The organism is Methylobacterium sp. D54C, from assembly GCF_053345595.1.
This window is the reverse complement of record NZ_JBKFAK010000002.1, coordinates 433,709-445,941: the sequence shown is the minus strand read 5'-3', so window position 1 is coordinate 445,941 and position 12,233 is coordinate 433,709. Positions and strand designations below refer to the sequence as shown.

11 protein-coding genes and 1 other RNA gene are annotated in these 12,233 nt (G+C 72.7%); 3 read left to right on the top strand and 9 right to left on the bottom strand.

The annotated features are described in order from the left end of the window. Positions 1–2: 2 nt before the first annotated feature. Together ACLBYB_RS07475 and rpmE are read right to left on the bottom strand one after the other, a co-directional pair. Entirely contained in the window at positions 3–785 is a 783-nt protein-coding gene (locus ACLBYB_RS07475; protein WP_447698392.1) for a MetQ/NlpA family ABC transporter substrate-binding protein, read from the bottom strand. 355 nt (positions 786–1,140) lie between these two features. Further along, complete coding sequence (rpmE, locus tag ACLBYB_RS07470) at positions 1,141–1,389, bottom strand: 50S ribosomal protein L31 (RefSeq protein WP_012322259.1); 249 nt, start codon at positions 1,387–1,389, stop codon at positions 1,141–1,143. A 240-nt stretch (positions 1,390–1,629) separates the two neighbouring features. On the opposite strand from rpmE, the gene ACLBYB_RS07465 reads away from it, so the two are divergent. Then, positions 1,630–3,474, top strand: a complete 1,845-nt coding sequence (locus ACLBYB_RS07465; RefSeq protein WP_020090684.1) for an ABC transporter transmembrane domain-containing protein — start codon at positions 1,630–1,632, stop codon at positions 3,472–3,474. A 72-nt stretch (positions 3,475–3,546) separates the two neighbouring features. Here the strand turns inward: ACLBYB_RS07465 and ACLBYB_RS07460 are convergent, their stop codons facing one another. From ACLBYB_RS07460 to ACLBYB_RS07430, 7 genes are all read right to left on the bottom strand, one after another. Next, positions 3,547–3,993 carry a methyl-accepting chemotaxis protein gene (locus ACLBYB_RS07460; RefSeq protein WP_447698391.1) on the bottom strand — a complete coding sequence of 149 codons (447 nt, stop codon included), beginning with the start codon at positions 3,991–3,993 and terminating at the stop codon, positions 3,547–3,549. 279 nt (positions 3,994–4,272) lie between these two features. Then, positions 4,273–5,286 carry a peptidoglycan -binding protein gene (locus ACLBYB_RS07455; RefSeq protein WP_020090686.1) on the bottom strand — a complete coding sequence of 338 codons (1,014 nt, stop codon included), beginning with the start codon at positions 5,284–5,286 and terminating at the stop codon, positions 4,273–4,275. After that, a complete protein-coding gene (locus tag ACLBYB_RS07450; RefSeq protein ID WP_020090687.1) occupies positions 5,286–6,275 on the bottom strand; it encodes a MotA/TolQ/ExbB proton channel family protein in 990 nt (329 codons plus the stop codon). The genes ACLBYB_RS07455 and ACLBYB_RS07450 overlap by 1 nt, the downstream gene beginning before the upstream one ends. Before the next feature lie 207 nt (positions 6,276–6,482). Further along, a complete protein-coding gene (locus tag ACLBYB_RS07445) occupies positions 6,483–7,301 on the bottom strand; it encodes a TIGR00282 family metallophosphoesterase (RefSeq protein ID WP_012322254.1) in 819 nt (272 codons plus the stop codon). 3 nt (positions 7,302–7,304) lie between these two features. Next, on the bottom strand, positions 7,305–7,922 hold the full coding sequence (locus tag ACLBYB_RS07440; protein WP_447698390.1) for a 5-formyltetrahydrofolate cyclo-ligase: 618 nt from the start codon (positions 7,920–7,922) through the stop codon (positions 7,305–7,307). Then, a non-coding RNA gene (gene ssrS, locus ACLBYB_RS07435) (6S RNA) lies at positions 7,912–8,068 on the bottom strand. The genes ACLBYB_RS07440 and ssrS overlap by 11 nt, the downstream gene beginning before the upstream one ends. Positions 8,069–8,137: 69 nt before the next feature. After that, positions 8,138–8,392, bottom strand: coding sequence for a hypothetical protein (locus ACLBYB_RS07430; RefSeq protein WP_447698389.1), 255 nt, complete (start codon positions 8,390–8,392; stop codon positions 8,138–8,140). Between the two features lie 434 nt (positions 8,393–8,826). Between ACLBYB_RS07430 and ACLBYB_RS07425 the strand changes: the two genes are divergently transcribed. Beyond that, positions 8,827–10,932: a GumC family protein gene (locus ACLBYB_RS07425; protein WP_447698388.1), complete on the top strand. Its 2,106-nt coding sequence runs from the start codon at positions 8,827–8,829 to the stop codon at positions 10,930–10,932. After that, positions 10,929–12,227 carry a VpsF family polysaccharide biosynthesis protein gene (locus ACLBYB_RS07420; protein WP_447698387.1) on the top strand — a complete coding sequence of 433 codons (1,299 nt, stop codon included), beginning with the start codon at positions 10,929–10,931 and terminating at the stop codon, positions 12,225–12,227. The genes ACLBYB_RS07425 and ACLBYB_RS07420 overlap by 4 nt, the downstream gene beginning before the upstream one ends. Positions 12,228–12,233: the final 6 nt, after the last annotated feature.

Here is a 12,233-nt window from a genome sequence, read left to right as displayed (position 1 = left end):
GCTCAGAACGCCGGGAACTGGCCCGGGAACTGCTCCTTCAGGATCTGGCGGATCGCGTCGTTCTGGAAGGCGCGGACCAGCTTCGGCACCCAGGGCTTGCCCGTGTCCGCTTGGCGGACCACGATGACGTTGTTGTAGGGGTTGTCGACCTTGGACTCGATCGCGATGGAGTCCTTGCCGGGGATCAGGCCGGCATCGACGGCGTAGTTGGTGTTGATCACCGCGGCGTCGAGATCCTCGAGGCTGCGGGGCAGCTGCGCGGCGTCGACCTCCTGGAACTTCAGGCGCTTGGGATTGTCGACGACGTCGAAGACCGTCGGCAGCAGGCCGACCCCGTCCTTCAGGCGGATCAGCTTCTCGGCCTGCAGCAGCAGGAGCGCCCGACCGCCGTTCGACGGGTCGTTGGGGATGCCGATCTGCGCCCCGTCCTTCAGGTCTCCAACGGCCTTGACCCGCTTGGAGTACAGGCCGATCGGCGTCACGATCGTCTCGCCGACGGGGACGATCTTGTAGCCGCGCGCCTTGACCTGGTTGGCGAGAAACGGCTTGTGCTGGAAGGCGTTGGCGTCGAGGTCGCCGGACTGGAGCGCCTCGTTCGGCAGCAGGTAGTCGGAGAACACCACCAGGTTGATGTCGAGCCCGTCGCGGGCCGCGATCTCCTTGGCCTTCGCCCAGAGGACTTCGGCATCCCCGCCCATGATGCCGACCTTGATCTTGTCCGCGGCCATGGCCGGCGCGACGGCCAGACCGACCAGGGCGAGGAACAGCAGCAGCAGACGTCTCATCGGATCTCGATCCTAGCAGTGCGTCCGGAGAGCCTCGGCCCCCGGACAGGCGGGCCGCCCGCGCGGCGGAGTTCCGGCGAACCGCGGGTGACCGGGGAAGGATACGACGGCCCGGCCGCGCTTTGAATGCGCCGGCGGCGGCCGGACCCGGCCGCGGAGGCCGCGGGCGCGGCCCGTCCGAGAAGAAGCGTTCCCGTCCCCGCATCCGGACGCGCGGTTCGCGCCAAGGTCCGGGCGATCTTCGCAAACCCGTCCTGTGGATAACGCGCGCGGCCGCGCGACGCCGCGCACGAAAACGGGCGGCCCCGCCAGGGACCGCCCGTCTCGAACAGCGTCGCCGTGACGGCTGCGGCGCTCAGCGCTTGCCGAGGTTGCCGAACCGCGAGTTGAAGCGCGACACGCGGCCGCCGCGGTCGAGCATCTTCTGCTCACCGCCGGTCCAGGCCGGATGGGTCAGCGGATCGATGTCGAGATTGAGGGTATCGCCCTCCTTCCCGTAGGTCGAACGGGTCTGGTACTCGGTACCGTCCGTCATCACGACCTTGATGAAGTGGTAATCGGGGTGCTCGGTCCCCTTGGCCTTCGCGGCCGCGTCCTTCGCCATGACCTTGGTCCCTGTCTGGCACGCCGGCGGGAAGCGCAGGAGGCGCCGCCCGGCCCGGAATGCGGAAGATGTCACCGGTTGCACCGAACCATGGGTTCGTGGCAACGGCACGTCCAAGCCGACCGTGGTGGCGGCCCGCGGCCATTGAACACACGCAATCGGATGAGCGGCGGCCTATACCGCAGCCGCTCCCCGGTCACAAGCGCCGCGGACCGGGAGAACGACAACACGTGAGGCGTGATGGCCCGTAAGACCAAGGCGGCCGCGGCCGGCCGACCCAGAGCCCCGCTGAGCGCCCTCCGGCCGCTCCTCCCCTTCGCGCTGCGCTACCGCGCGCGGATCGCCGCGGGGCTCGTCGCCCTCATCTGCGCGTCGGCCTCGACGCTGGTCGTCCCGATCGCCATGCGCCGGGTCATCGACCACGGCTTCACCGCCGACGGCTCGAACGTGATCGACGCCTACTTCCTCGCCCTGCTCGGCGTCGTCGCGGCCTTCGCGCTGTCGAGCGCGGCCCGCGTCTACACGGTGGTGACGCTGGGCGAGCGGGTCGTCGCCGACCTCCGCAGCGCCGTCTTCGCCCGGCTGACCCAGCTCGATCCGGCGTTCTTCGACCGGGCGCAGTCCGGCGAGATCGTCTCGCGGCTCACCGCGGACGCGACGCAGATCAAGTCGGCCTTCGGCGTCTCGGTGTCGATCCTGCTGCGCAACCTGTTCCTGTTCGTGGGCGCCACCGCCATGATGGTGGTGACGAGCCCGCGCCTGTCGGTGATGGTGCTGGCCGCGATCCCGATCATCGTCTTCCCGCTGATCGTGTCGGGCCGCGGCGTGCGCCGGCGCTCCCGGGCGGCCCAGGACCGGCTCGCCGAGGCCTCGGCCTACGCCGCCGAGGCGGTCGGGGCGGTGCGGACGATGCAGGCCTTCGGCCGCTCCGACTCGACGGCGGCCCGGTTCGCGGCGGCCTCCGAGGAGGCCTACGGCGCCGCCCAGGCCTCGATCCGGGCCCGCGCGCTGCTCACCGGCGTCGCGATCTTCCTGATCTCGGCCTCGGTGGTCGGGGTGATGTGGTACGGCGCCCAGGGCGTCCTGAACCACACGATGACGGGCGGCGAGCTCTCGCAGTTCGTGCTCTACGCCGTGTTCGGCGCCGGCGCCCTCGGGCAGCTCTCCGAGGTCTACGGCGACCTCGCCATGTCGGCCGGTGCGGCCGAGCGGCTCACCGAGATCCTCGCCGCCGAGCCCGCGATCCGCGCGCCGTCCCCGGCCCTGCCGCTGCCCGAGCCGGCCCGGGGCGCGGTGGCCTTCGAGGACGTGCGCTTCGCCTACCCCACCCGCCCGGAACACGCCGCCCTCGGCGGCCTCAGCTTCGCGGCCGCGCCCGGCGAGCGCATCGCCATCGTGGGCCCCTCCGGCGCGGGCAAATCGACGGTGTTCCAGCTGCTGCTGCGCTTCTACGACCCGCAGGGCGGCCGGATCCTGGTCGACGGCGCCGACATCGCCCAGGTCGATCCCGAGCGCCTGCGCGCCCGCATCGCCCTGGTGCCCCAGGACCCCGTCGTGTTCTCCGGCACCGTCACCGAGAACATCCGCTACGGCCGCCCGGAGGCCGGCGAGGCGGAGGTCCGGCGCGCGGCCGAGCTCGCCAACGCGCACGGCTTCGTCTCGGCCCTGCCGCAGGGCTACGCGACCCAGGTGGGCGAGCGCGGCGTGACCCTCTCGGGCGGCCAGCGGCAGCGCATCGCCATCGCCCGGGCGATCCTCAAGGACGCGCCGATCCTGCTCCTGGACGAGGCCACCTCGGCCCTGGACGCCGAGTCCGAGCGCGCCGTCCAGGCCGCGCTCGCCACGCTGATGCAGGGCCGGACCACGCTGGTGATCGCCCACCGGCTCGCCACGATCCGCGCCGCGGACCGCATCCTGGTCCTCGACGACGGCCGCATCGTCGAGACCGGAACCCACGAGAGCCTGCTGGCTCAGGGCGCGCTCTACGCCCAGCTCGCGAACCTGCAGTTCACCGACGCGCTGGACGAGACGGCGCGGGGCAAGGAGCCCCGCAGCCGGGGCGAGCGCCTGCCGGTCGCCGAGTAGCCGGGCCGCGCCCGGAGCCGCCCGGGGCGGCGCCCGTCCGCGCGACGGATCGCCGGTGCGGGATGCGCGGCCTCAATGCGCGGACGCGGCCTGGCGCTGCCCCCGGGTCGCGGTATCCTGTGCCCGCTCCGCCGCGGCCTGGATCTGGCCGACCTGGGCCACGATCGTGTCGGTCGCCCGCACCATCTGCCCGGCCAGGTCCCTGACCTCCGCGGCCGCGGCCGCGAATCCCCGGCCCTCTCCGCCGTGGCGGGCCGCCCCGATCGCGGCCCGGAGCGCCATCAGGCTGGTCTGACCGGCGATGCCGGCCAGGAGGCCGGTCGCCGCGTCGGCCGCCGCCGCGGCGGACGCGGCGTCGTCCGCGGCCCGCACGCCCGCGCGCAGGTCCGTCAGCCCGTCCTCGAAGACCCGCACGGCCGCGGCGATCGCGCTGGCCTCGTCCCGCAGGGCGACGTGCTGCCGGGGGTGATCGTCGCCTCCGGGCCGAACCGCGTTCAGGGACAGGCTGAGCTTCGACATCGATACGGTCTCCCTGGATCGGCCGCACCATGGGACGTCAAGGATAACGATGCGTTAATCCAGCAGAGCTGCGGCGCGCACAGGAGAAAACGGCGCCCGCCGGAACAATTACCGCCTATCTCTTCCGGCTTCTGGTGTTCGAAGCTCTCGTAAGACGATCGGATGCTGGCTTGATCGGCACATGCACCTGGGAATGCGGAGCGAGATCGCCGCGAAACTGGTCACCGGACGCGGGCCGCGCGCCGACACCCCCTGCGGCGCCGCGGCGGTCCGACAGCGCTAGCGCTCGGTGAGCTTCATCTCGATCCGGCGGTTGCGGGCGTAGGCTTCCTCGGTCGCCCCGGCTTCCAGGGGCTGGAACTCCCCGAAGGCGCCTGCCAGGAGGTGCTGCGGCGGGATCCCCTTGCCGGCGAGGAACTGCACCACCGCGATGGCGCGCGCCGCCGAGAGCGACCAGTTCGACGGGAACTGCGACGTGCTGATCGGGCGCGCGTCGGTATGCCCGTCGACGCGGAGCACCCAGGGCAGATCCGCCGGGATCTGCTTGGCGAGCTCCGAGACCGCGCCGGCGATGCGGTCGAGCTCCGGCCCGGCCTCGGGCTTGAGGGTCGCGGAGCCGGCCGGGAACAGCACCTCGGATTGCAGCACGAAGCGGTCGCCGACCACGCGGATGTCGGGCCGGTTGCCGAGGATCTGCCGGAGGCGGCCGAAGAAGTCGGACCGGTAGCGGGCCAGCTCCTGGACCTTCTGCGCGAGGGCGACGTTCAGCCGGCTGCCCAGCTCGGCGATCCGGGCCTGGGATTCCTTGTCGCGGCTCTCGGAGGCCGCGAGGGCGTCCTCCAGGGCGGCGAGCTGGCGGCGCATGGCGCTGATCTGCTCGTTGAGCAGGTCGATCTGGGACTGCGCCCGCCGGGTCGCGCCGCGCTCGGTCTCCAGCTGCTTGTCGAGGGTGCCCGCGGCGCCCTGGCTGACCGTCGCGGCCTCGGCCTGCACCTTGGCCCGGTCGCGCTCGGCCTCGACGCCGGCCAGCGTCGTGCGGAGATTGCGGGCCTCCTCCTCCTGGTTGCGGCGGTTCGTCCGCTCCAGGGCGAGGAGGTCGGTGAGGTCGGCGATCTGGCGGTTGAGCCTGGCCAGGGTCTCGTCCCGTCCGGTCAGCTCCTGCGACAGGAAGAACTGCCCGACCACGAAGACCGTGAGCAGGAAGACCACCGACAGCAGCAGCGTGGCCAGCGCGTCGACGTAGCCGGGCCAGACGTTGAGCGTCCGCCGGGTCCGGGTCGCCGTGGAGGCCACTAGACGCGCTCCCGGCCCAGCCGGTCCAGCACCTGCTTCAGCTCGCGCTCGCGGCTCGCCTGCGCCTCGACCCAGTCGCGGATCATCTGCTGCTCCGCGCGCATGTGCTGGACGAGCCCCTGGATGCCCTCGGCGAGGTTGGTCATCGCCTGGGTCGCCGCGCGGCTGCCGCCGCCCTCGGCCACCAGGGCGCTCAGGCGGTCGACCGCCTCCTTCAGCTCCTGCGTGCCGGCGGCCGGCCGCGCCGCGGTCGCCGCCGCCGCGACCGGCGCCGTCTCCGGAGCTGCGGCGCCGGACATCAGCCAGTCCTGAAGCTCGTTGTGGAACCGGGCATGGGCCTGGCCCGCCTGCAGTTCCAGGAAGCCGGTGATCAGCGACGAGGCGAGGCCGAACAACGAGGCCGAGAAGGCCAGACCGATGCCGGAGAGCGGGACCGCGAGGCCCGATTTCAGCTCGTCGAACATCACGCCGGCATCGCCGCCGCCGCGCATGCCCTTGATGACGCCGCCGACCGCCGACAGCGTGTCGATGAGGCCCCAGAAGGTGCCGAGCAGGCCGAGCAGGATCAGGATGCCGGAGATATAGCGCAGGATCTCGCGGCCCTCGTCGAGGCGCACCGCGATCGTGTCGAGGTAGCCGGTCGTCCCCGGCAGGGTGGCTCCGCCGGCCCGCGCGGCGATCATCGGCGCCATCGGCGCCAGCAGGGCGGGCGGCTTCTTGACCTGCGCGCCGCCCGCGACGGCGTTGACGTAGGCGGTCTCGCGGAACAGCCGGACGACCTGCCCGAAGGCGATCAGGACGGCGATCAGCAGCACACCGAGGATGAGCCCGTTGAGCCCGGGATTGGCCAGGAAGGCCGGTGTGATCTGCCGGAACAGAATGAAGGCCAGGAAGCCTACAAGGATCAGGAAGATGACCATCCGCCCGAGATAGATCCCGGGCTGTGCCAGCGGCCCATTCTTGTCGTCGCCGGTTTCTCGGGCGGCCATCGATCGTTCTAGCCTGATCTCACCACGCGGCAGCCGGCCATCGGCGCCCCTCGGGGGGCACTGTGGGGGTAGGCCCGCACGCGATCAAGTCTCGGGAAGGTCATCGCGGAGCTATGCCCAGGCCGATCGAGACCAGTCCCGCACAAAAGGCTTAGCGGCCCGCGACCGCCTTACGCCAAACCGGCATCCACCGGGCCGGACAGGGCGCTAATCCCAAAAATGCGGCGCGGTCTCCTCGAGATTCGGCCCCAGGCGGAGGGCCGCGACCCGCGTGGCGAGGCCGCGCGCGTCCGTCTCCACCGCGATGCCGCACAGGGTGCCCTCGCCGACGGCGACCTCCCAGCGGGAACCGGGCGTCTTCTGGATCATGCGGCGGATCGGCTCGTCCTTCTGCATGCCGATCACCGAATCGTAATCGCCGCACATGCCGGCATCCGACATGTAGGCCGTGCCGCCGGGCAGGATCCGGTGATCCGCCGTGGGCGTGTGCGTGTGCGTCCCGACGACGAGGCTCGCCCGGCCGTCGAGGTAGTGGCCGAAGGCCTGCTTCTCGCTCGTCGCCTCGGCGTGGACGTCGACGATCACCGCGTCCGCCGCCGCGCCGAGGGGGCAGGCGGTGAGCTCGCGCTCCACCGCCGCGAAGGGGTCGTCCATCGCGTCGAGGAAGACCCGGCCCATCACGTTGACCACGAGGACGCGGGCGCCGCCCTGGGTCTCCACGACCGTGGCGCCGCGGCCCGGGGTGCCGGGCGGATAGTTCGCCGGCCGCACCAGGCGCGGCTGGCGGGCGATGAACACCATCGCCTCGCGCTGGTCGAAACTGTGGTTGCCGAGGGTGACCGCGTCGGCGCCCGCCTGGATCAGCTCGTCGCAGATCGTCTCGGAGATGCCGAAGCCGCCGGCCGCGTTCTCGCCGTTGACCACCACGCAGTCGAGGCGCCACCGCTCCCGGAGCCGCGGCAGATGCTCGCACACCACGGTGCGGCCCGAACGCCCGACGACGTCGCCGAGGAAGAGCAGGCGCATGGGTCAGGCGGTCCTGTCGCAGCGGATCACGCCGACTTCGGTGATCACGAACTGGAGGGGGCGATCGTGCGGCTCGGCCGGCACCCGCGCCACCTCCTGGGCGGCGAAGCCGATGCCGACGGTCAGGACGGGGTTCGTCCGGGACAGGCGCGCGATCGCGCCGTCGTAGTAGCCGCGGCCGTACCCGATGCGCTGCCCGGTCCGGTCGAAGGCCGCGAGCGGCACGATCAGCGCGTCGGGCTCCACCGGCGGCAGCGACGGGTCGGGCTCGCTGAGGCCGAACCGGCCGGCGACGAGGGCGTCGCCGGCGCGCCATTCCCGGAACACCAGGCCGTCCGGCGTGACGTGCGGCAGGGCCACGGCCTGCCCGCGGGCGCGCAGGTCCGCGGCGGCGGGCCGGGGATCGACCTCGCTGCGGATCGGCCAGAAGGCGCCCACGAGACGGGCCTGGGCGAGCTCGGGCAGCGCGAGGAGCGCGTCCCCGATCGCCGTCGAGGCCGCCTGCCGGGCCGCGGGATCGAGGGCATCGCGGGCGGCGAGGGCCGCGGCGCGGAGTTCCGCCTTGCGGGCGGCGTCCGGAGCCTCGGTGCCGGTTCTGGGAGAGGTCGGGTGCGGAGCCACGTGAGCCGTTGGAGGATCGATCCCGGGAAACCTACAGCGTAGGTGGGCGCCGTGTTGGCCAAGTCCAGGGACGAGGCCAGGGACAGCTCCCGAGGGAGTCGATAAGGCCCCGGGGATAGTGCTCCTGACGAACTCTGCAGCCCCGCCCCCATCATGTAGCGGTCCCGGCGCGTTCCCGCCAGGGCCGGGCGCCGCAAAATCCGCGGGCCGGTCCGTCAGGCCGGCCCGCCCGGCCCGTCCTTCGTCCCGGCGGCCCGCGCCCGGGCCACCGCCAGGATCGCGTTGCGGCCCTCCTGGTCGGCGATCGACTGCCACAGGCCGATCAGCTCGCTGAGCTCGGCCAGCGGGCGCGGCGCCGGCGCCCCGAAGAACGCGGCGATCGGGACGCCGGTGGCGGCCGCGATCCGACGCAGGCGGGCGCTGGCGTCGTGCCGGCCGCCGCCCCGGTCTTCGACGCCGATCGCTTCCATGGCAGAGCACCTGAATTAGAGTACAGATCGCAGCTTGAAGCGATTGTTGCGTCTTGGAAGAGCCAATACAATTTATCCGATCGGGGAATAGAGCAGCCCGAAGGCGTTATCCACGCCGATGTCTGAACGCATGGGTCTGGGTCGGCGGGCGCTGCGGCACCGCGTCTTGCGGGATATCCGATCGCGCCCTCGGCGGCCCGCCGCGATGCGACGCCGCGTCCGCGCCGCCGACACGCTGCAGCAACACCGGGACCGCGATGACGGAGGCAGGCGCGGGAGCGCGCCACGCGGATTTGATTTACCACGCTCCCAGTCATCCGGGCCGCTCGGGCGCGGATCGCGGTCCCGATCCATTGTCAGGAGGCTGCGCGACTCTTGCAGTGGGGAAGGCACCCGCGAGGGACCGACCAGGTTTGAGACGACGGTGACCGATCGTGGCACAGATCGACCATAACATCGCTGTCGCGACGTGGCTCACCCCCGTGCAGCCGGCCCATCCCGAGCGTCCGGGCCCGAACCGCCCCGACACCACCGCCGATCTGGGCGACCTGTGGCGGATCCTGTGGCGGCGCAAGCGGCTGGTCCTCGGAACGGCGCTGCTGCTCGGCCTGCTCGCCCTCGCCTACGCGCTGATCACGCCCTACCTCTACACCGCCACCGCGCAGATCCTGATCGATCCCCGCGACCGCCAGGTCGTCTCGAACGACGTCAACCCCGCCGGGCTGTCGCCAGACGGCGGCATCGCCCAGGTCGAGAGCCAGGTGAAGGTGATCGAGTCGGACGCCGTGCTGGGCCGGGCGGTCGATCAGGTCGGGCTCGCGACCACGCCGGGCTTCGGCGCGCCGCAGGACGGCGTCGTCACGCGGGCCCTCGGCGAGCTCCGCGCGCTGGTGGCCGGGCCGAGGGCGGAGCGGCCCGTCGACGCCCGCGGCCGGGCGCTGGACCAGCTGCGGCGGCGGCTCGCGGTCAAGCGTGCCGACAAGGTCTTCGTCATCGATCTCGTGGTCACCACGACGGACCCCGACCTCTCGGCGCGGATCGTCAACGCCATCGCGAGCGCCTACCTGACGGACCAGACCGACGCCCGCTCGGACGCCGCCAAGCGCGCCGCGGGCGAGCTGCGCGGCCGCCTCGACGAGCTGCGCAGCGCCGTCAACGCCGCCGACAAGAAGCTCGAGGATTACAAGGCGCGCAACGGCCTGATCGCGTCGAGCGGCCGGCTCGTGAACGAGCAGCAGCTCACCGACCTGAACGCGCGGCTGGTCGCCGCGCGCGCGCGGACCGCCGACGCAAGGGCGCGGCTCCAGGGGATCCGGGAGGCGCGCGGGCAGGCGATCGGGTCCGGGGCGATGCCGGAGGCGGTCCAGTCCTCGGTGATCGAGCGCCTGCGCGGGCAGTACGCGGAGCTCGCCGCCAAGGAGGCGGACCTGCGCACCAATCTCGGCGAGCGCCACCCATTCATCGCCGCGGTGCGCGCCCAGATGCAGGACGTCCGCCGGCTGATCGACGCCGAGCTGAACCGCATCGCGGGCGCCGCGGAGACCGAGGCCCAGCGCGCCCAGGCCAACGAGCGGACCCTCGCGGCGGAGCTGGAGCGCCTGCAGCGGCAGTCGGCGGTGAACGCCCAATCGTCGGTGCAGCAGCGCGAGCTCGAGCGCGAGGTCGACGCGGCGCGCTCGGTCTACAACGCCTTCCTGGTGCGCGCCCGGGAGATCAAGGAGCAGACCAGCATCGACAGCTCGAACGCCCGGATCATCACCGCGGCGCGGCCGCCGCAGGATCCGAGCTGGCCGCCGCGGCTGATCCTGGTCGCCGCCGCCCTCGCGGGCGGCCTCGGCCTCGGCGCCGGCCTCGCGCTGACGCGGGAATACCTGGCGCCGACCGTGCTCTCGCCGCGGCAGCTGGAGCGGCTGTCGAACGCCCCGGTGGTGGCCGTGCTGCCCGGCCTGCGGCCGCGGGGCGCGAGCGCGAGCGCCGCGAGCCTCACCCTCGACCACCTGGCCGCGACCTCCGGCGAGAGCGGCCACGCGCTGGCGCTGCTCGTCACCTCGGGCGAATCCGACGAGGCCGAGCGCCAGGCGGTGATCGGGCTGCTCGCCGCGGTGGCCGTCGCGCGCGGCGACCGCGTCCTGCGCGTCGACGCCGACCTGCGGGCGGACGGCTCCGGCACCGGCGGCCTCCTCGACGTGCTCCGCGGCGAGCAGAGCCTCAACGCCGTGACCCGGACGGACCCGGCCTCCGGCGCCCGCCGGGTCGGGCTCGGCGACACCGAGAAGCCCCTGCGCGATGCCCTGACCCCCACCAATGTCGAGCGCTTCATCGCGGGCGTGAAGGGACGCTTCGACCTCGTGCTCGTCGACGGCGGCGTGCTGACCGAGAACCTGCGGCTCGGTCCCCTGGCGGCCGCCGCCGACCGGCTGCTCCTCGTCGCCTGCAACGGCGCGACGCGCCAGCGCGACCTGATCGACCTCGTCGACACGTCGGAGGCGCTGGGCCGGCCGATCTCCGGCTCCCTGCTCCTGACCCGGCGCAAGGCGTGAGGACCCTCCGGCAGACCGGCTTCGCGCGCCGCCACGATCCGGCGGCGCGCACGGGCCCGGTTTTGCGCGCTCTCCTGCGGGCGGAATCGGTGGCCCTGTCGGTCTGGGCCCTGCTCCTCGTCGGGGTCTCGGGCGGCCTCCTGTGGGTGCTCGGCCTCAATTACGAGGGGATCACCGGCTCGGCCGCCTCGAAGATCCACCCCGCCACCTACCTGGCGGTCGTCCTGATCGGTTGGACCCTGATGCGCGCGGGCAATCCGGTGATCCCGGTGGCCGGGGCGCTGAACCGGCGGCCGGCCAGCGTGCTCCTGGCCGCCTGCGGCGTGCTGCTCCTCGCGCTGATCGCGGCCCGGGGCGGCGCGGGCCTCGCCGGCTCCATTGACACCTTCGTGCTCGCCGGCCTCGTCCCGATCCTCCTGATGGACCGGGACGCCGAAACGCTCGGGCGGCTGGAGACGATCTTCCACCTCGTGATGCTCGCCAACGCCCTGCTCGGCCTGTTCGAGCTCGCGAGCGGCCAGCGCTTCTTCCCCTACCGGTTCGACGGCGTGGCGTTCGAGTCCGACACCCGCTCGGCGGCCCTCCAGGGCCACCCGCTGGCCAACGCGACCATGACGGCGTGCTACATCCTGGCGCTGGCGAAGGGCGGCGGCCGCCTGGCGCCGATGCCGCGCGCCGCCATGATCGTCCTCCAGCTCGTCGCCCTGGTCACGTTCGGGGGCCGCTCGGCCACCGTCACGACGCTGATCCTCGGCGGCGCTGTCGGGCTCGTGGCCCTGAACCGCACCCTGCGCACCGGCCGCGTCCCGCTGGCGGCGGCGGCCTGCGCGTGCTTCGCCCTGACGCTGCTGCCCGTGCTGGTGGCGGTCCTCGCCTCGGCCGGTTTCTTCGACACCCTGCTGGACCGGTTCGTCTCGGACGGCGGCAGCGCGCAGGCCCGGGTCGACATGCTCACGGTGTTCGACGCGATCCCGTTCCGGCAGCTCCTGCTCGCCCCCGACTTCCTGCAGGTGAACACGCTGCGCCGGATCTACGGCCTGGAATGGGGCATCGAGAACTCGATCATCTCGGCCGTGCTCTACCACGGCATCCTGGTCACGGGGGTGCTGGTGATCGCGGTGGGGCTCTACCTCGCGGAGATCGCGCGGGATTGCCGGCGCGGCGTCTGGCTCCCGATCCTGGCCTTCGTGATCCTCGTGAACACGTTCGAGGGCCTCGCCGGCAAGACGACCCTGCTCGCCAAGTTCGCCCTGATGCTCATCGTCCTGTTCCCGCCCCTTCCGCGCCGCGGCTGAGAGGGC

Coding starts and splice junctions, on each gene's coding strand:
- ACLBYB_RS07475 (WP_447698392.1), bottom strand. CDS start 785: ATGAGACGTCTGCTGCTGCTGTTCCTCGCCCTGGTCGGTCTGGCCGTC.
- rpmE (WP_012322259.1), bottom strand. CDS start 1,389: ATGGCGAAGGACGCGGCCGCGAAGGCCAAGGGGACCGAGCACCCCGAT.
- ACLBYB_RS07465 (WP_020090684.1), top strand. CDS start 1,630: ATGGCCCGTAAGACCAAGGCGGCCGCGGCCGGCCGACCCAGAGCCCCG.
- ACLBYB_RS07460 (WP_447698391.1), bottom strand. CDS start 3,993: ATGTCGAAGCTCAGCCTGTCCCTGAACGCGGTTCGGCCCGGAGGCGAC.
- ACLBYB_RS07450 (WP_020090687.1), bottom strand. CDS start 6,275: ATGGCCGCCCGAGAAACCGGCGACGACAAGAATGGGCCGCTGGCACAG.
- ACLBYB_RS07445 (WP_012322254.1), bottom strand. CDS start 7,301: ATGCGCCTGCTCTTCCTCGGCGACGTCGTCGGGCGTTCGGGCCGCACC.
- ACLBYB_RS07430 (WP_447698389.1), bottom strand. CDS start 8,392: ATGGAAGCGATCGGCGTCGAAGACCGGGGCGGCGGCCGGCACGACGCC.